This window comes from Pseudomonas sp. NCCP-436, from assembly GCF_019656335.1.
Lineage (GTDB): Bacteria > Pseudomonadota > Gammaproteobacteria > Pseudomonadales > Pseudomonadaceae > Aquipseudomonas.
Window position 1 is genome coordinate 105648 of the sequence record NZ_BPLZ01000001.1, and the last position, 18227, is coordinate 123874.

An 18227-nucleotide genomic window follows, 5' to 3' on the forward strand; every position below is an offset into this window, starting at 1 on the left:
AAGGATCAGCGGCCAACCGTTCGTCGAGTCTTCTGCCACGAAAGTGAACCAGGGGCTTGCCCGGGCTGTCCCTCACCGGGACGGGCAGGAGGCTGGTTTTCGATGCAATGCCTTGATTCGGAAGGTCCTCCGCGCAAGGTGTGTCACCAGGGTCACTGAGTTTGAAGAAGTTTTTCACGTCATTTTTTCTGGGGGGCGCTCTTTTACTGGGGATTTGTACCCAGGCCTCCGCCACCTTTCGCATTCACACCATCCCGGCTGCCCCGCAAGCGGCCGAGCAGAAACCGGCCCGCGAGGTGATCGACCGCGCCCTCGGTGCCCTGGGGACACCTTATCGCTGGGGCGGCACCAGCCCTCGCCAGGGCTTCGACTGCAGCGGTCTGGTGCAATACGCATTCAAGACCCAGGACGACCTCGAACTGCCGCGTACTTCCAGAGACCTGGCGCGGCTGGATGCGCCCACAGTGAGGCGCAGCGATCTGCAGCCGGGCGACCTGCTGTTTTTCCGCATTCGCAGCGGTTCGGTGGATCACGTGGCCATCTACATCGGCGAGGGACGTTTCGTCCATGCACCGCGGCGCGGCACCAGGGTGCGCATCGACCGTCTCAACGATACCTACTGGCAGCGCCATTTCCAGTTGGCCAAGCGCGTCGTGCCGACGGCCTGATCAGGTCCTGAAGGTTTCCAGGCGCTGTTTCTGCTGGCCGTCGGCGGCAAAGTTGTCGGCTGCCAGCCAGCGCTCGAAGGCCTCTCGGCGCACGGCCCATTCACCGTCGATGATGGCGAACCAGGCGGTGTCGCGGTTTCTGCCCTTGCGCACCATGTGCTGGCGAAAGAGCCCTTCGTGGACGAAGCCGAAGCGCTCGGCGGCGCGCCTGGAACGCGCGTTGGCGTTGTCGCACTTCCACTCCAGGCGGCGATAGCCGAGATCGTCGAAGGCGTGGCGGGCCAGCAGGTAAACCGCCTCGGTCGCGCCAGGTGTGCGCTGCATCGACGCCCCGAAGACCACGTGGCCGATCTCGATGCTACCGTCCTGCGGGGTGATGCGCAGGTAACTGAACAGCCCCAGGGCGCGCCCCGAGCCCTGCTCCAGCACCGTGTAGAACAGTGGATCGCGGCTGCCGGCATTTTTGGTGAGCCAGGCATCGAATGCGCCGCGTTCGTTGAACGGGCCATAGGGCAAATAGTCCCACAGCGCCGGGTCCGGCCCCTGCAGAGCGGCCCACAGATCATCGCCGTGGCGTGTGGCGTCGAGTGCCTCCAGACGTACGAAACGGCCCGGCAGCGTACGCTGATCCGGCGTCGGGCGAGGTTGCCAGTGGCTGAGGTCCCGGGTCATCAAAACAGCTTCCTGTACTGGATGAAGCCGGAGCGATCGGCAATACGGTCGTAGAGCTGGCGCCCGCGGTAGTTGGCTTCCTGAGTCAGCCAGTGCACGCGGCTGGCGCCGGCTGCCCGGGCCTGTGCATAGACATGTTCGATCAGCGCAGCACCGATGCCGCTGCCGCGAGTGTTTTCGGCCACGTACAGATCCTGCAGGTAGCAGTAGTCGCCCTCGGTCCAGCAACTGCGGTGGTAGATGAAATGCACCAGGCCGACGGCCTGGCCATCGAGCCAGGCGAGCGCGGCATGCATGGGTTCGGCCGGGTCGAGAAAGCGCTGCCAGGTCAGTGCGCTGGCCGCAGCGGGGATCTCGGTCTGGTAGAAGCGCTGGTAGCCGTGCCACAGCGGCAGCCAGGCAGCGTGGTCATCGGTGCCGATAGGGCGGATTTCGAGCATGGCGGTGTTCCTCTCAGTCCAGGGTGGACATACGGGCGGCAAGTTCGTGGTTGCGCGGGCTGGGTGAGGCGCTCAGCCCGGCACGCACGCCTGCCTGGTCGGCAGCCGAGCGGTTCTGGCCGAGCTTCCACTTGCCCTGCAGACGACGGATCGGCAGTGCGAAACCGACGATGGCGCGGAGCATGGTGTCGAGGTATTCGCGTGGTGCATCGCTAACCGCCCAGGGCTGCGCCTGCTGACGCTCGTGGCGGTCGCTGAGACGGCTGACCAGCTGCAGCAGGCGTTCGGGCTCATCGAACACTTCGGCCTGGCCCCAGGCGTGCACGGCGATGTAGTTCCAGGTCGGCACCACCTTGCCGTGCTCGGCCTTGGCCGGATACCAGCCCGGGTGGACGTAGGCGTCCGGGCCGTTGAACACCACCAGCGCTTCGGCGCCGCTGGCGAGGTCGCGCCAGTGCGGGTTGGCGCGGGCGAAATGGCCGTACAGAGTGCCGAACTCACCCTCGCCCGGCTCCAGCAGCAGCGGCAGATGGCTGGCCTGCAGGCCCTGTTCGCCAGAGCTGGTCAGCACGGCCAGGCCACTGGCATCGATCTGTGCATGGAGGGTGGCCAGGTCGTCCTGGCGGAATGCAGAGGGGCAATACATGGGCGTCTCCTGGTTTCGATGCGCCCATGCTAGGCAGGATATTGGTTCCCTGTAAGATCCATTTACAGGCAGTTTCATGGAGCCAATCATGCCCGCTACGCCACCCTTGCCGGTCGATCTGTCCGGTATCCGCCTCGACCCTGCAGCCGGCCTGTCGCGCCAGCTCTATCAGGCGTTGCGCGAACGCATTCTCGATGGTCGCCTGCCGGGCAATACGCGTCTGCCGGCCAGTCGTGACCTGGCCAGGCAGTTGGCGATATCGCGCAATACCGTGACCCGTGCCTTCGACCAGTTGTACGCCGAGGGCTATGTCGAAGGTCGGGTGGGTGACGGCACCTATGTGGCCGATCTGGCCCTGGCGCGGCCGGTTGTGCCAGCCATACCCTGCGCACCGGATCCGGGTGCCTCGCTGCAGCGCCATTCTCTGCCCGCTCCGCTGACGGGGGCGCCGCGTGCCTTCCGTATCGGCGTGCCGGCTTTCGACCTGTTCCCCTTCGACACCTGGGCGCGCCTGCAGGCACGCTTCTGGCGTCGGCCCTCGCCTGAGCGCCTGGGCTATGGCGACCCGGCCGGCGATCGCACGCTGCGCGAACTGGTGGCCGCCTATCTGCGCAACGCCCGCGGGCTGGCCTGTGACCCGCGGCAGGTCGTGATCACCTGCGGCGCCCAGCAGGCGATCAGCCTCTGCGCGCAGTTGCTGGTGCAGCCAGGCGACCGGGTAGCGGTGGAAAACCCGGGCTATCGCGCCGCCGCTTACGCCTTTGCCGTGGCGGGCGCCGACCTGCGTGGCGTGCCGCTCGATGGCGAGGGCATGGAGACCACGGCGCTGGTAGCCATCGAGGGCTGTCGCCTGGCCTATGTGACGCCGTCGCACCAGTACCCGACCGGCGTCACCCTGTCGCTGGCGCGGCGCCTGGAGTTGCTGGAATGGGCCGAGCGCCAGGACGGCTGGATCGTCGAGGACGACTACGATGGCGAATACCGCTACAGCGGCACGCCGCTGGCACCGCTGGCCGCGCTGGATCGTCAGGGTCGCGTGCTGTACGTCGGCACCTTCTGCAAGATCGCCTTCCCGGCGCTGCGCCTGGGCTATCTGGTGCTGCCGCCGGCACTGGCGGAGGCCTTTGCCCAGCGCCAGGCGCTGCAGATGCGTCATAGCGAGATCGGCACTCAGGCGGTGATGGCCGAGTTCATCGCCGCCGGGCATTTCCAGCGTCACGTGCGGCGCATGCGGCAGGCGGCACGACAGCGTCGCGATGCCCTGGTACGGGCCTGGCCGCAGACGCTGCCCGGCTGTGCGCCGCTGCCGTGTGTGGAGGCCGGGCTGCACCTGTGCGTACGGGTCGACAGCCTGGCCCGCGAGCGCGAACTGGTCAGTGCCGCGCGGGCAGCCGGAGTGGAGATGAACGCGCTCAGCGATTACTGGCTGGAGGACAGCGTCGAGCCTGGCGATGCCCGTGCCGGGCTGGTGCTGGGTTTCGCGGCAGTGCCCGAGGCGCAGATCGACGAAGCGGTGCGGGAGCTGCGGCGGGCCTGGCGTCTGTCGTAATGCTCGGCAAGCCAGGTGTCGGCGGCCATGCCCGCCTGATTCTTGCACGCGCGGGTAGCTTCGTCGGAAAACCTATCCCGAAAGTCAACAACAGGCTAGAATGCGCGCCGCTCGACGCCATATCGGCGGCGGCAGTGGGTTCCCTCACCCCACTCCATGAAAAAGGACGCAGACATGACCCTGATTCCCGCATCGGTCAGCCGCCCCGTGCTGGCCGGCCTGATCGCCTTCCACATCCTCATCATCATCGCCAGCAACTACCTGGTGCAGCTGCCGATCACCCTGTTCGGCTGGCATACCACCTGGGGCGCGTTCAGTTTCCCGTTCATCTTCCTGGCCACCGACCTCACCGTGCGCCTGATCGGCAAGCATGCCGCGCGGGTGGTGATCGCCCGGGTCATGCTGCCGGCGCTGCTGGCTTCCTACGTGGTCTCGGTGCTGTTCCACGAGGGGGCTTTCGGCGGCCTGGCGTCGCTCGGCGAGTTCAACCTGTTCGTGTTCCGTATCGCCGTGGCCAGCTTCCTCGCCTATGCCTTCGGCCAGTTGCTCGATATTCAGGTGTTCGACCGCCTGCGTACGATGCGCCAGTGGTGGATCGCCCCCACCGCCTCGACCATCCTCGGCAACCTGCTGGATACCTTCCTGTTCTTCTCGGTGGCCTTCTGGCGCAGCGACGACCAGTTCATGGCCGTCAACTGGGTGGAAATCGCCACGGTGGACTACGTGATCAAGCTGGCCATCAGCCTGATGCTGTTCGTGCCGCTGTACGGCATGCTGCTCAGCGCCATCATCCGCGCCCTGCCGCAGCGACCGGTGACGGCCGCCTGAGGCGGCGGCAAAAACCTGCTGCCGACGGTCTTCGTACAGAAAAATCTGCGGTCACGCCGCTCCGGCTTGGAAAAAACGCCAAGCCGCCCTTCCCTAACATGTCTCCCATGCCCATCTGCCCGGAGACATCGCCATGCCCCTCGATCATCCCCTGCTGTTCAAATCGCTGTGCTACGTCGACGGCCACTGGGTGCACAGTGACGACGGCGCCAGCGTGGCGGTACAGAATCCCGCCGACCAGAGCGTGATCGGCCATGTGCCAATGCTTGGCGAGAAACAGATCAGCGCTGCGGTGGATGCCGCCCAGCGCGCCTTCGCCAGCTGGCGCGAACAGAGCCTGGATGCCCGTGCAGGCCTGCTACGGCGCTGGGCCGAACTGATCCTGCAACATCAGGAAGATCTGGCGCGCATTCTCAGTCAGGAGCAGGGCAAGCCGCTGGCCGAAGCCCGTGGCGAGATCCGCTACGCGGCCAGCTTCATCCCCTGGTTCGCCGAAGAGGCGCGCCGGCTATACGGCCAGACCATCCCCAGCCATATCCCCGGTGCCCAGCTCGGCACGCTGAAGGAGCCGGTCGGCGTCTGCGCCCTGCTCACGCCGTGGAATTTCCCCAGTGCGATGATCACTCGCAAGGCCGCTGCCGCCCTGGCGGCCGGCTGCACCGTGGTGGTCAAGCCGGCGCACGAGACGCCCTACAGTGCCTTTGCCCTGGCCCAGCTGGCCGAGGAGGCGGGGTTTCCCGCCGGCGTGTTCAACGTGGTGCTGGGCGAGCCACAGATGGCCATGGAGACGCTGGTCAAGGACACCCGCGTGCGTTCGGTGAGCTTCACCGGCTCGACCCGGGTCGGCAAGCTGGTGCTGCAGGCCGCCGCCGAGGACGTGAAGAAGGTGGCGCTGGAGCTGGGTGGCAATGCGCCGCTGATCGTCTGCGCCGATGCCGATCTCGACCACGCCGTGCAGGTGGCGCTGGATGCCAAGTTCCAGACCTCGGGGCAGGACTGCTGCGCGGCCAACCGTATTCTGGTGGAACGCCCGGTCTATGAAGAATTCCTGCAGCGCTTCGCTAGGGCCGTGCGCGGCCTGCGTGTCGGCCCCGGCAGCGACGAGCGCAACCAGATCGGCCCGCTGATGCACCAGGCCGCGCTGGATGCCACGGCCGCGCGCGTCGCCGATGCCGTCGAACGGGGCGCGCGTCTGCTCGCCGGCGGCGAGCCGCATGCACTGGGCGGCTGGTTCTGGCAGCCGACGCTGCTGGCCGATGTCACCGACGACATGCGCATCTACCGCGAGGAAAACTTCGCCCCCATCGCCGGCGTCCGCGCCTTCGACAGCCTGGATGAGGCCGTGGCCATGGCCAATGACACCGAATACGGCCTGGCCGCCTACATTTGTTCCAACCGCGTGGACGTCGTCCACCCGCTGATTCGCCGCCTCGATCACGCCATGGTGGCGGTCAACGGCACCAAGTTCACCGGCCACCCGATTCCCTTCGGTGGCATGAAAGCCTCCGGCCTCGGCCGCGAGGGTGGTACGGAAGGCTTCGAGCCCTTCGTCGAAACCAAGTACTTCTGCATCCATCATCAGGGCCAGCGCTACTGAGCCCCACCCGGAGGATTTCCATGAGCCATTACGACGAGCTGTTCGCCCAGGACCGTGCCCACTTCATGCACCCGTCCACTCACGCCCACGATCACGCCAGCGGCGCGCTCAAGGGACGCATCATCAAAAGCGCCTCGGGCATTCGCATCAAGGATCACGAAGGTCGCGAGCTGATCGACGCCTTCGCCGGTCTGTACTGCGTGAACATCGGCTACGGCCGCACCGAGGTGGCCGAGGCGATCTACAAGCAGGCCAAGGAGCTGGCCTACTACCACACCTACGTCGGTCACTCGACCGAGGCCATCATCGAGCTGTCGGCGCGCATCATCGACTGGGCGCCCAAGGGTATGAAGAAGGTCTACTACGGCATGTCCGGCTCGGACGCCAACGAGACCCAGATCAAGCTGGTGCGTTACTACAACAACGTGCTCGGGCGCCCGGCGAAGAAGAAGATCATCTCGCGCCAGCGCGGCTACCACGGCTCGGGCATCATGACCGGCAGCCTCACCGGCCTGGCCAGCTTCCACCAGCATTTCGACCTGCCGCAGCCGGACATCAAGCACGCCGCCTGCCCGCACTTCTACAAGGCGCCGGCCGGCATGGACGAGGCAGCCTTCGTCCGCCACTGCGCCGAGGATCTGGAGAAACTGATCCTCGCCGAAGGCCCGGATACCGTGGCCGCCTTTATCGGTGAACCGGTGATGGGCACCGGCGGCATCATCGTCCCGCCCAAGGGTTACTGGGAGGCGATCCAGGCCGTACTGGCCAAGTACGACATCCTGCTGATCGCCGACGAAGTGGTCTGCGCCTTCGGCCGCCTCGGTACGCCGATGGGCAGTCAGATGTTCGGCATGCAGCCGGACCTGATCACCACCGCCAAGGGCCTGACCAGCGCCTACGCACCGCTTTCCGCGGTGATCGTCGGCGAGAAGGTATGGAGCGTGATCGAAGAGGCCTCCGCCCGCGACGGCGCCATGGGCCATGGCTGGACCTATTCCGGCCACCCGATCTGCGCCGCTGCGGCGCTGGCCAACCTGGACATCCTGGAGAAGGAAAACATCGCCGCCAATGCCGCCGAAGTCGGCGCCTACCTCAACCAGCAGCTGCGCCAGACCTTCGAAGGTCATCCGCTGGTCGGTGAAGTGCGTGGCGTCGGCATGCTCGCCGCGCTGGAGTTCATGGCCGACCGCGAGGCACGCACGCCGTTCGATGCATCGCTCAAGGTGGGTCCGCGGGTCTCCGCCGCATGCCTGGAACGCGGTATGATCGCCCGTGCCATGCCGCACGGCGACATCCTCGGCTTCGCCCCGCCGCTGGTGCTGAGCCGCGCCGAAGCGGACGAGGTGGTGGGCATCGCCAAGGCCGCAGTGGATGCGGTGGCCAGCGAGGTGCTCTGAGTCGAGCAGTGCGCAAGGTGGATGGCTGCGGCCATCCGCCCTCACCCATCCCCACCGTTTCGGATATCGATCTAGCGCGGCTGGGCCGCCGCCACCGGCAGCGCCTGCAGGCGCGACAGGTGCAGGGCTACGGCCAGCGCCACCAGCAGCAACGAGCCGATGAACAGGCCGAGGCCGTCCCAGCCGGCTGCCTGCCAGAACACGCCGCCCAGGGTACCGGCCACGCTGGAGCCGACGTAGTAGCAGAACAGGTACAGCGACGACGCCTGCCCCTTGGCCTGGGTGGCACGGCGGCCGATCCAGCTGCTCGCCACCGAGTGGGCGCCGAAGAAGCCGAAGGTGAACAGCAGCATGCCCACCAGTACCGCCGCCAGGTTGTCGACGATGGTCAGGGCCAGCCCGCCGAGCATCAGGCCGATGACCGCCCACAGCACCTTGCGCCGGCCCAGCTTGTCGGCCAGTGCGCCAATTTGCGCCGAGCTGTAGATACCGGACAGGTACACCACCGAGAGCAGGCCGATGCTGGTCTGGTCCAGGCGGAACGGCGCCTCGATCAGGCGGTAGCCGATGTAATTGAACAGGGTGACGAAACTGCCCATCAGCAGGAAGCCGAGCAGGAACAGCCAGGGCAACCCGGCATCGCGGAACTGCAGGATGTAGCCCTGCAGCAGGCTGCGTGGGCGCAGCGAGCGTGGGCGGAAGTTGCGCGACACCGGCAGCAGGCGCCAGAACAGCAGCCCGGCCAGTACGCCTAGGCCGCCAAGTGTGCCCAGCACGGCGTGCCAGGACATGTAGTCGACCAGTACCCCGCTGAGCAGGCGCCCGCTCATGCCGCCGATGGCGTTGCCACCGATATACACGCCCATGGCCAGGCCCAGGTGCAGCGGGTCGATTTCCTCACAGAGGTAGCTCATGGCCACGGCCGCCAGGCCGCTCAGGGCCAGGCCGACCAGTGCGCGCATCAGCAGCACGCCTTCCCAGGTCGGCATCAGCGCGCTGCCGACGGTGAACAGCGCCGCGGCCAGCAGCGAGACCACCATCACCGGCTTGCGTCCGAGCGCATCGGACAGCGGGCCGGTGATCAGCAGGCCGACGGCCATGGTGATGGTCGACACCGAGAGAATCAGGCTGCTCTGCGCCGCGCTCAGGGCGAACTGCTGCGACAGCATGGGCATCATCGGCTGCACGCAGTAGAGCAAGGCAAAGGTGGCGAAACCGCCGCAGCACATCGCCAGCAGGGTGCGCAAAAAGGCGTGGGTGCCCTTCTCGATATAGACGGGAGCCGCAGTCAGGCTGCCAGGAGCAGGCTCCTCGTCGGCGGGTACGCACTCGTTGGGCGCGTGGGGAACGGGTTGGCGCATGGTGACCTCGTGGGCGTGCGTTTTTCGGGCAAAGACCTGCCGTCACGCAGGGATCTGCCCGCGCGAGGACTGTTCTTGTCGTTGGAATGCCACAAGGATAAGTAGGACGCTATTTTTCATCCAATATAATATTCGACACCAATGATATGTTTTGCGACTTATGGAGGGCTCATGGAGCTGCGTCACCTGCGCTATTTCGTCGCCGTCGCCGAGGAGCTGCATTTCGGCCGGGCCGCCGAACTGCTGGGCATTTCCCAGCCGCCGCTGAGCCAGCAGATCCAGGCGCTGGAGCAGGAGTTGGGCGTGCGCCTGTTCGAGCGCAGCAACCGGCATGTGGCGCTGACCGATGCCGGCCGGCTGTTTCTCGAGGAAACCCGGCAGACCCTGGCCCAGGTCAGTCGCTCGGTGGATGTGGTGCGGCGCGCCGAGCAGGGCGAGATCGGCGAGCTGCAGATTGGCTTCACCGCGTCCGCGCCCTTCGTCTCGATGATCCCCCGCGCAGTGTTCGCATTCCGTCAGGCCTTTCCTGCCGTGCACCTGAATCTGCAGGAGATGACCAGCAGCGAGGTCAGCCAGGCGCTGATCGAACGTAAGCTGCAGATCGGCATGATCCGCCCGCTGGAGCTGCCGGCCCAGCTGGAAGCGGTGGAGTTGCTGCGCGAGCCGCTGATGGCCCTGCTACACGCCAATCATCCGCTGGCCGCTGACGAGGATCAGGGGTTGGCGCTGGCCGAGTTGGCCGACGAGCCGTTCGTGTTCTTTCCACGGGGTCATGGCACCGGGCTTTACCCGCAGTTGTTCAACCTGGCGCGCCAGGCCGGTTTCAGCCCACGGGTCAGCCAGGAAGCGCACGAAGCGATGACCATCATCGGCCTGGTGGCCGCCGGTCTCGGGGTTTCGGTGTTGCCCTCGTCGTTTCGTCGGGTGCGGATCGACGGGGTGGTGTTTCGCCCGCTGCTCGACGCCGATGCCACCACCGCGGTCTGGCTGGTCAAGCGTCGCCAGGAGCATTCGCCGCTGGCGCAGGCCTTCGTCGATCTGCTGACCCGGGAAGTGCAGGCGATGCAGTAGGTCGCGGACAGGGCGTGGTCTGCCCGCTGCTCAGGGGCGGGCGGGCTTGTCCAGCTTGCGCAGGAACACGGTCATTTCCTTCTCCGCCTGCTTGTCGCCCTTGTGCTGCGCAGCGGCGATGCCCTGTTGCCATGCCGCCCGTGCGCCGTCCGCATCTCCGCCTGTTTGAAGAGCCTTGCCCAGCAGCTTCCAGGCGGCGGAATAGTTCGGGTCGAGTTCGACGCAGCGTTGCAGGTGCTCGGCTGCCAGCGCGGCGTTGCCGCCATCCAGATATGCCTTGCCCAGACCGAAGCGCAGCAGGGCGTTATCCCGACCGGCGTCCAGCATCTTTTCCAGTGCCTCGGTACTCATCAATCCTCCCGCCGTAGCCGGCCACTTCAGAAGAAGGTCAAGCCTGCCTGGAACAGCCGCTCGACATCACGGATGTACTTCTTGTCGACGACGAACAGGATCACGTGGTCGCCGGCTTCTATCACCGTATTGTCGTGGGCAATCAGCACTTCCTCGTCACGGATCACCGCACCGATGGTGGTGCTCGGCGGCAGGGCTATGTCGCGGATCATGCGGCCGATCACCTTGCTCGATTTGGCATCGCCGTGGGCAATTACTTCCAGTGCCTCGGCCGCGCCGCGACGCAGGCTGTGCACGCTCTCGATATCGCCACGACGCACATGGGTGAGCAGGGTGCCGATGGTGGCCAACTGCGGGCTGATGGCAATGTCGATCTCGCCACCCTGCACCAGATCCACATAGGCCGGGTTGTTGATCAGCGCCATCACCTTGCGCGCGCCCATGCGCTTGGCCAGCAGCGAGGACATGATGTTGGCCTCGTCATCGTTGGTCAGAGCCAGGAAGATGTCGGCGTCGTTGATGTTTTCTTCCAGCAACAGATCACGGTCGGAGGCGCTGCCCTGCAGCACGATGGTGCTTTCCAGGCTTTCCGAAAGATGCCGGCAGCGTGCCGGGTTCATCTCGATGATCTTCACCTGATAGCGGCTTTCGATGGCTTCGGCCAGACGCTCGCCAATATGTCCGCCACCGGCGATGACCACCTTCCGGTAGTCGTCCTCAAGTCGGCGCATCTCGCTCATCACCGCACGGATGTGCGCCCGCGCAGCGATGAAGAACACCTCGTCGTCGGCCTCGATGACAGTGTCGCCCTTCGGCATGATTGGCCGGTTGCGGCGGAAGATCGCTGCCACCCGGGTATCGACATTGGGCATATGGGCGCGGAGCTGACGCAGTTGCTGACCAACCAGAGGCCCACCGTAGTAGGCCTTGACCGCGACCAGCTGCGCCTTGCCTTCGGCAAAGTCGATGACCTGCAACGAGCCCGGGTATTCGATCAGGCGCTTGATGTAGTTGGTCACCACCTGCTCCGGGCTGATCAGCACGTCAACCGGAATCGCCTCGTTGCAGAACAATGCCTCGCGGGTCAGGTAAGCGGTCTCACGAACACGGGCGATGCGCGTAGGGGTGTGAAACAGGGTATAGGCTACCTGACAGGCGATCATGTTGACTTCATCGCTGTTGGTAACTGCCACCAGCATGTCGGCATCGTCGGCACCGGCCTGGCGCAGCACCGTGGGGAAGGAGGCCTTGCCCTGCACGGTGCGGATATCGAGACGATCGCCAAGATCGCGCAGGCGGTCGCCATCGGTATCTACCACGGTGATGTCGTTGGCTTCACTGGCCAGGTGTTCCGCCAGGGTGCCACCTACCTGGCCGGCGCCGAGAATAATGATCTTCACTGAAGGGCTCCGTTTGGCCTGTGCACAGCCAGGCCAGTACCTGTGGCAGGCCGCAGCAGGGCGTCTACATGGCGCAGCAGTGTACCGCTGCAGTCGGCGCTTTCCGAGTCCGTTTTGTGCGGTGGATCAGCTTAGCCGCTTGTGCAGCTTCGCGTAATAGAAACCGTCGTGACCGTCCGGCTGCGGCAGCAGTTGACGACCATGGCCAGGCTGCAGGCCAAAGGCTCCGTCTATCGGCAGTTCGCAGGCATCGGCAGTACGGCTGAGGAAGGCGGCGATGGTGTCACTGTTCTCCATCGGCAGCACCGAGCAGGTGGCGTAGAGCAGGATGCCGCCAGGCGCCAGGGTCGGCCACAGGGCGTCGAGCAACTGGCCCTGCAGTTGGGCCAGGGCAGGGATGTCCTCGGGCTGGCGGGTCAGCTTGATGTCCGGGTGACGGCGAATCACGCCAGTGGCAGAGCAGGGCGCATCGAGCAGGATGCGCTGGAACGGCGAGCCATCCCACCAGGCTGCAGTATCGCGGCCGTCGGCGGCGATCAGCCGGGCTTCGAGACCGAGCCGGTGGAGATTTTCCCGCACCCGCGCCAGCCGTCTGGGCTCCAGATCGAGAGCCAGTACCTCGGCCAGCGCCGGTTCGGCTTCCAGCAGATGACAGGTCTTGCCGCCTGGCGCAGCACAGGCATCCAGCACACGCTGACCAGGCGCCAGGTCAAGCAGATCCGCGGCCAACTGCGCGGCTTCGTCCTGAACACTGACGCGACCTTCGGCAAAGCCGGGCAGGCTGGTGACATCACATGGACGCAGCAGACGTACGCCGTCGCGGCTGAACCGGCAGGCCTCGGCCTCGAAACCGGCAGCGCGCAGCTCGCTCAGGTAGGCGTCACGACTGCCGTGACGGCGATTGACCCGCAGGATCAGCGGCGGGTGGACGTTGTTGGCAGCGCAGATAGCCTGCCAGCGCTCCGGCCAATGGGCCTTGAGCGTCTTTTGCAGCCAGCGTGGATGTGCGGTGTGCAGCACTGGGTCACGATCCAGCTCGGCATACAGAGCCTCATGCTCGCGCTGGGCACGGCGCAGCACCGCATTGAGCAGGCCCTTGGCCCAGGGTTTCTTCAAAGCGCCGGCGCAGCCTACCGTCTCACCAATGGCAGCATGCTCGGGAATGCGGCTGTGCAGCAGCTGATAGAGACCGACCAGCAACAAGGCTTCCACATCCCTGTCGGCAGCCTTGAAGGGTTTCTCCAGCAGTTTCCCGGCCAACAGTTGCAGACGCGGCTGCCAGCGTGCCGTGCCGAAAGCCAGATCCTGCGCCAGCGCCCGATCGTGCGCGGCGACCCGCTCCAGCTGCGGCGGCAGACTGCTACCCAGCGAAGCCTTGCCGGAGAGCACGGCCGTCAGGGCACGTGCAGCCGCCAGACGCGGATTCATTGCCCCAGTACCAGGCCAGGCGCGAACTGCTCGCGGCGACTGTTATAGAGGTCGGCAAACGCCAGCGGCTTGCCGCCGGGCAGCTGCAGGCGGGTCAGGCGCAACGCACCCTCGCCACAGGCTACGGTCAGGCCGTGCTTGTCGGCTGCGAGGATGCTGCCCGGCGCGCCTTGTCCCTGGCCGAGTTCGGCAGCGTGTACTTTCAGCGTTTCACCAGCCAGCGTGGTATGGCAGATCGGCCAGGGGTGGAAGGCGCGCACCAGGCGCTCCAGCTCGGCGGCCGGCCGACTGAAGTCGAGCCGTGCCTCGTCCTTGCTCAGTTTGTGCGCGTAGTTGGCCAAGGCATCATCCTGCACTTCACCCCTCAGCGTGCCGGCTTCCAGGCCATCAATCGCCTGCAGCACCGCCTGCGGGCCAAGCTGGGCCAGGCGGTCATGCAGCGTGCCGCCAGTATCGTCGGGGCTGATTGACGTGCTGACCTTGAGCAGCATCGGCCCGGTATCCAGGCCCGCCTCCATCTGCATCACGGTAACGCCGCTTTCGGCGTCACCGGCCTGCACAGCACGCTGGATCGGCGCCGCACCACGCCAACGCGGCAGCAACGAGGCGTGACTATTGATGCAGCCCAGACGCGGGGTGTCGAGTACCGCCTGCGGCAAGATAAGCCCATAGGCCACCACTACCATCAGATCCGGCCTGAGCTCTGCCAGCTCGGCCTGCGCCTCCTCGTTACGCAGGCTGGCCGGCTGGTAGACCGGGATGCCATGAGCGACAGCAAGTTGCTTGACCGGGCTGGGCATCAGCTTCTGCCCGCGCCCGGCCGGACGATCCGGCTGGGTATAGACAGCCACGACCTGGTGGTTGCTGGTCAGCAGAGCTTTAAGATGTTCGGCGGCAAATTCCGGGGTGCCGGCAAAAACGATACGCATGGGGTCACCAAAGAAAAAGGCTTGCCTGGCAGGTCACATGGAAACTACTGCGCTCGGTTATGCCGCGTTGAAAACAGGCTCGGACTGCTCATTTACAGCTCGTAAACTCCGCGTCCTCGTCTGTTTTCGCCTTGCCTAACCTTCGCTCGTGACGTTTCCATGCGACCTGCTACGCAAGCCTTGGGAATAAATGAATCAGGCGCGCTGGCGATGCTGTTTTTCCAGCTTCTTCTTGATCCGGTCACGCTTGAGGTTGGACAGGTAGTCGACGAACAGCTTGCCGTTGAGGTGGTCACATTCGTGCTGGATGCACACGGCTAGCAGACCCTCGGCGATCAGCTCGAAGGGCTTGCCGTCGCGATCCAGCGCACGGATCTTCACCTTCTGCGGACGATCGACGTTCTCGTAGAAGCCGGGCACCGAGAGGCAGCCCTCCTGATATTGATCCATCTGATCGGTCAGTGGCTCGAACTCGGGGTTGATAAACACCCGCGGCTCGGACTTGTCCTCGGACAGATCCATCACCACAACACGCTTGTGCACATTCACCTGGGTCGCGGCCAGGCCGATGCCCGGCGCGTCATACATGGTCTCGAACATGTCGTCGACCAACTGGCGAATGGAATCATCCACGACATCCACCGGCTTGGCGATGGTGCGCAGGCGTGGATCAGGAAATTCGAGGATATTCAGGATCGCCATATGCGTTTGTGATGCACTTGTAGAATAAAGTCAAAATCCGCTGCTAAGATGATGAACAGCATTGAAAAACGGCTTCACGCCGCGAATTCAGCGGGTTTGACACGCGGCGCTAGGGCGCTTCACGTGAAGGCACATAATAAAGGGATTCACCGAATGAGGAAATCACTACTCGCCCTGCTGCTCACTGCAGCTGGCGGCATGGCGATGGCCGGCATGGCCCAGGCCGAAGTGCAACTCAAGGAAGGCCATCCGGAACGCTATACCGTAGTCAAGGGCGATACCCTCTGGGACATTTCCGGCAAGTTCCTGCGTCAGCCGTGGAAGTGGCCGGAAATCTGGCACGCCAACCCCCAGGTTGCCAACCCTCATCTGATCTATCCCGGTGACACCCTCAACCTTGTCTACATCGACGGCCAGCCGCGCCTGATGCTCAATCGCGGCGAGTCGCGCGGCACCATCAAGCTGTCACCTCAGGTGCGCAGCATACCGATGGCCGAGGCGATCCCGACCATTCCGCTGGAGGCGATCAACAGCTTCCTGTTGAGCAACCGCATCGTCAACTCCCCCGAGGAATTCAACGACAAGCCCTATATCGTCGCCGGCAACGCCGAGCGCGTGATCAGCGGCGCCGGCGACCGTGTCTACGCTCGCGGCCAGTTTGATCTGGAACGTCCGGTCTATGGCATCTTCCGGCAGGGCAAGACCTATCTGGATCCGAACACCAATGAATTCCTTGGGATCAACGCCGACGACATCGGCAGTGGCGAGATCGTCGCGCAAGAGAATGACATCGGTACCCTGGTGCTGAGCCGCTCGACCCAGGAAGTGCGTCTTGGCGACCGCCTGTTCCCCACCGAGGAACGCCCGATCAACTCCACCTTCATGCCCAGCGAGCCGTCCTCCGAGATCGACGGTCTGATCCTCGACGTACCGCGCGGCGTCACCCAGGTCGGCCAGTTCGACGTGGTAACCCTGAACAAGGGCTCCCGTGACGGTCTGGAAGTGGGCAACGTGCTGGCGGTGTACAAGACTGGTGAAACCGTGCGCGACCGTGTCACCGGCGAGAGCGTGAAGATTCCGGACGAGCGCTCTGGCCTGCTGATGGTGTTCCGCACCTACGACAAGCTCAGCTACGGCCTGGTGCTGGTCGCCAACCGCCAGTTGGCGGTAATGGACAAAGTACGCAACCCGTAATGCCCGATGAGCCCCGCTGATGCGGGGCTCATGCTTTGCGCGCCAGGATGGCGCGTCCGCCGTTCAGGGAAGAACCAGCATGCCTGTTCCTGCCAGCCTTTCCCCCGCCGAACTGGAAGCGCGCCTGCGCCTGCACCTGCTGCCGGAGCTGGGCCCACGCCGTTTCCGCAAGCTGCTGACAGCCTTCGGCAGCGCCTCGGCGGCACTCAGTGCCCCAGCCGGTGCCTGGCGGGCGCTGGGCTTGCCGGCCGGCTGTTCCGAACCACGACGCAGTGCGGAAATTCGCCAGAAGGCGGCGGCCGCTCTGAACTGGCTGGAAGATCCCACACAACACCTGCTGATGTGGGACGATCCACGTTACCCGGCGCTACTGGCCGAGCTGCCCGACGCACCGCCGCTATTGTTCGTGGCCGGCGATGTGGAGCTGCTGCAGCGCCCGCAACTGGCGCTGGTCGGCAGCCGGCGTGCCTCTCCGCCAGGACTGGACAACGCCCGGGCATTTTCCCGCAGCCTGGCAGCCGGTGGTTTCGTCATCACCAGCGGGCTTGCCCTGGGCATCGACGGCGCCGCCCACCAGGGTGCGCTGGAAGCAGGCGGCCATACCCTGGCGGTTCTCGGCACCGGACTGCAGTGCCTCTATCCCAGACGCCATGCCGGACTGGCAGCACGGATCATCGCCCAGGGCGGTGCACTGGTATCGGAACTACCGCTGGACAGCCCGCCACAGGCGGCCAACTTCCCGCGGCGTAATCGCATCATCAGCGGCCTGTCGCTCGGTGTGCTGGTGATCGAGGCCAGCCCGTCCAGCGGATCCTTGATCACCGCCCGGCTGGCCGCCGAGCAGGGCCGTGAGGTCTACGCCATTCCCGGCTCGATCCATCATCCGGGAGCCCGTGGCTGTCATCATCTGATCCGTGAGGGCGCCATTCTGGTGGAGAGTATCGAGCATATCCTCGAAGCCCTGCGCGGCTGGCAGACACCTGTCGGCCAGCCTTGCGCAGCAATGAGCAATACACCGGATCACCCACTGCTAACCCTCCTGCACGCCGCACCGCTCAGTACCGAGGCGCTGGTTCAGGCCAGCGGCCAACCGCTGGCCGAGGTGTTGGCCGCCCTAACCGAGCTGGAACTCGATAGCCGGGTCTGCAACCAGGCGGGGCTCTGGATGGCCCGCACGCCCTAGGCTCTGTATGAAATTGCCCGTGCCCGGCGACTTGTCCTTGCATGCACGAGAAGCCGCTGAAGAAAGAGCTACGAAAGTCGCCTCAAGCCAATGTCATCGCTGATGGCACTGTTCATACGGCTTACAGACGAGTTCTAGCTGCATATTTGCGTCTACAGTCGGCCGAACGAGTTGGATAGACTGCCGGCCATTCGTTCAGCGGGAGACAGCCGATGGCCAGCAACTGGCAGATACAGCAGACAGCGCAAGTGGTACGCCAGGGCGGGGTAATCGCCTATCCGACCGAAGCGGTCTGGGGGCTGGGTTGCGACCCATGGAACGAGACGGCGGTGTACCGCCTACTGGCACTCAAGGAGCGGCCAGTGCACAAGGGCCTGATCCTGGTTGCCGGAAGTATGGAGCAGTTCGACTTCCTCCTCGATGACCTGCCGGACATCTGGCGCCAGCGCCTGGCCGACAGTTGGCCCGGACCGAACACCTGGCTGGTGCCACACCGTGAACTGCTGCCCGAATGGATTACCGGTGAGCACGACAGCGTAGCCCTGCGCGTCAGCGACCACCCGCTGGTGCAGGCACTGTGCCGCGAGGCCGGGCCTATCGTATCCACCTCAGCCAACCCGGCTGGCCGCCCCTCGGCGCGCTCGCGCCTGCGCGTTGAACAGTACTTTCACGACCAGTTGGACAAGGTACTCGGTGGTGCGCTTGGCGGGCGCAAAAATCCCAGCCTGATCCGCGATCTGCGCAGCGGTGAAGTGATCCGACCGTCCTGAAATTGGCAGCGGCTGCCCGGAAACCTCCAGGCTGCCGCCGA

18 protein-coding genes are annotated in these 18227 nt (G+C 65.1%); 9 read left to right on the plus strand and 9 right to left on the minus strand.

Annotation, left to right across the window (positions count from 1 at the left end; all coding sequences use genetic code 11):
• The first annotated feature begins 161 nt into the window (after positions 1-161).
• Positions 162-668, plus strand: coding sequence for a C40 family peptidase (locus NCCP436_RS00540; RefSeq protein ID WP_259651423.1), 507 nt, complete (start codon positions 162-164; stop codon positions 666-668).
• On the opposite strand, the gene NCCP436_RS00545 is transcribed toward NCCP436_RS00540, so the two are convergent.
• Genes NCCP436_RS00545 through NCCP436_RS00555 form a run of 3 tightly spaced genes read right to left on the minus strand, consistent with a single transcriptional unit; the run spans position 669 to position 2426 of the window.
• Positions 669-1340 (minus strand): GNAT family N-acetyltransferase, encoded by a 672-nt coding sequence (locus NCCP436_RS00545; RefSeq protein WP_220801842.1) that lies wholly within the window; start codon positions 1338-1340, stop codon positions 669-671.
• On the minus strand, positions 1340-1780 hold the full coding sequence (locus NCCP436_RS00550; protein ID WP_220801843.1) for a GNAT family N-acetyltransferase: 441 nt from the start codon (positions 1778-1780) through the stop codon (positions 1340-1342). The genes NCCP436_RS00545 and NCCP436_RS00550 overlap by 1 nt, the downstream gene beginning before the upstream one ends.
• A 13-nt stretch (positions 1781-1793) precedes the next feature.
• On the minus strand, positions 1794-2426 hold the full coding sequence (locus tag NCCP436_RS00555) for an FMN-binding negative transcriptional regulator (protein ID WP_220801844.1): 633 nt from the start codon (positions 2424-2426) through the stop codon (positions 1794-1796).
• A gap of 88 nt (positions 2427-2514) precedes the next feature.
• Here NCCP436_RS00555 and NCCP436_RS00560 point away from each other — a divergent pair, with 88 nt between their 5' ends.
• From NCCP436_RS00560 to NCCP436_RS00575, 4 genes are all read left to right on the plus strand, one after another.
• Positions 2515-3975, plus strand: coding sequence for a PLP-dependent aminotransferase family protein (locus tag NCCP436_RS00560; protein ID WP_220801845.1), 1461 nt, complete (start codon positions 2515-2517; stop codon positions 3973-3975).
• 174 nt (positions 3976-4149) lie between these two features.
• Entirely contained in the window at positions 4150-4803 is a 654-nt protein-coding gene (locus NCCP436_RS00565) for a 7-cyano-7-deazaguanine/7-aminomethyl-7-deazaguanine transporter (RefSeq protein WP_220801846.1), read from the plus strand.
• Positions 4804-4936: 133 nt separating this feature from the next.
• Positions 4937-6400, plus strand: a complete 1464-nt coding sequence (locus NCCP436_RS00570; RefSeq protein ID WP_220801847.1) for an NAD-dependent succinate-semialdehyde dehydrogenase — start codon at positions 4937-4939, stop codon at positions 6398-6400.
• 20 nt (positions 6401-6420) lie between these two features.
• Positions 6421-7797, plus strand: coding sequence for an aspartate aminotransferase family protein (locus NCCP436_RS00575; protein WP_220801848.1), 1377 nt, complete (start codon positions 6421-6423; stop codon positions 7795-7797).
• A 71-nt stretch (positions 7798-7868) separates the two neighbouring features.
• On the opposite strand, the gene NCCP436_RS00580 is transcribed toward NCCP436_RS00575, so the two are convergent.
• On the minus strand, positions 7869-9158 hold the full coding sequence (locus NCCP436_RS00580) for an MFS transporter (protein ID WP_220801849.1): 1290 nt from the start codon (positions 9156-9158) through the stop codon (positions 7869-7871).
• 171 nt (positions 9159-9329) lie between these two features.
• Between NCCP436_RS00580 and NCCP436_RS00585 the strand changes: the two genes are divergently transcribed.
• Positions 9330-10229, plus strand: a complete 900-nt coding sequence (locus tag NCCP436_RS00585) for a LysR family transcriptional regulator (RefSeq protein ID WP_220801850.1) — start codon at positions 9330-9332, stop codon at positions 10227-10229.
• Positions 10230-10259: 30 nt separating this feature from the next.
• Here the strand turns inward: NCCP436_RS00585 and NCCP436_RS00590 are convergent, their stop codons facing one another.
• The 5 genes from NCCP436_RS00590 to def all read right to left on the minus strand — a co-directional run bounded on the left by NCCP436_RS00590 (position 10260) and on the right by def (position 15039).
• Positions 10260-10580 carry a tetratricopeptide repeat protein gene (locus NCCP436_RS00590; protein ID WP_220801851.1) on the minus strand — a complete coding sequence of 107 codons (321 nt, stop codon included), beginning with the start codon at positions 10578-10580 and terminating at the stop codon, positions 10260-10262.
• Between the two features lie 26 nt (positions 10581-10606).
• The gene (trkA, locus tag NCCP436_RS00595) at positions 10607-11980 is read right to left on the minus strand and encodes a Trk system potassium transporter TrkA (RefSeq protein ID WP_220801852.1); all 1374 of its coding nucleotides are present in this window, start codon (positions 11978-11980) and stop codon (positions 10607-10609) included.
• A gap of 126 nt (positions 11981-12106) precedes the next feature.
• Positions 12107-13408, minus strand: coding sequence for a 16S rRNA (cytosine(967)-C(5))-methyltransferase RsmB (gene rsmB / locus NCCP436_RS00600; protein WP_220801853.1), 1302 nt, complete (start codon positions 13406-13408; stop codon positions 12107-12109).
• Entirely contained in the window at positions 13405-14337 is a 933-nt protein-coding gene (gene fmt / locus NCCP436_RS00605) for a methionyl-tRNA formyltransferase (protein ID WP_220801854.1), read from the minus strand. The genes rsmB and fmt overlap by 4 nt, the downstream gene beginning before the upstream one ends.
• Before the next feature lie 195 nt (positions 14338-14532).
• Positions 14533-15039, minus strand: coding sequence for a peptide deformylase (def, locus tag NCCP436_RS00610; RefSeq protein ID WP_220801855.1), 507 nt, complete (start codon positions 15037-15039; stop codon positions 14533-14535).
• Between the two features lie 153 nt (positions 15040-15192).
• Between def and NCCP436_RS00615 the strand changes: the two genes are divergently transcribed.
• The 3 genes from NCCP436_RS00615 (at position 15193) to NCCP436_RS00625 (ending at position 18186) form a co-directional block, all read left to right on the plus strand.
• A complete protein-coding gene (locus NCCP436_RS00615; RefSeq protein ID WP_220801856.1) occupies positions 15193-16233 on the plus strand; it encodes a LysM peptidoglycan-binding domain-containing protein in 1041 nt (346 codons plus the stop codon).
• A 79-nt stretch (positions 16234-16312) separates the two neighbouring features.
• A complete protein-coding gene (dprA, locus tag NCCP436_RS00620) occupies positions 16313-17416 on the plus strand; it encodes a DNA-processing protein DprA (protein WP_220801857.1) in 1104 nt (367 codons plus the stop codon).
• Between the two features lie 212 nt (positions 17417-17628).
• Positions 17629-18186, plus strand: coding sequence for an L-threonylcarbamoyladenylate synthase (locus tag NCCP436_RS00625; protein WP_220801858.1), 558 nt, complete (start codon positions 17629-17631; stop codon positions 18184-18186).
• The last annotated feature ends 41 nt before the right edge of the window (positions 18187-18227 follow it).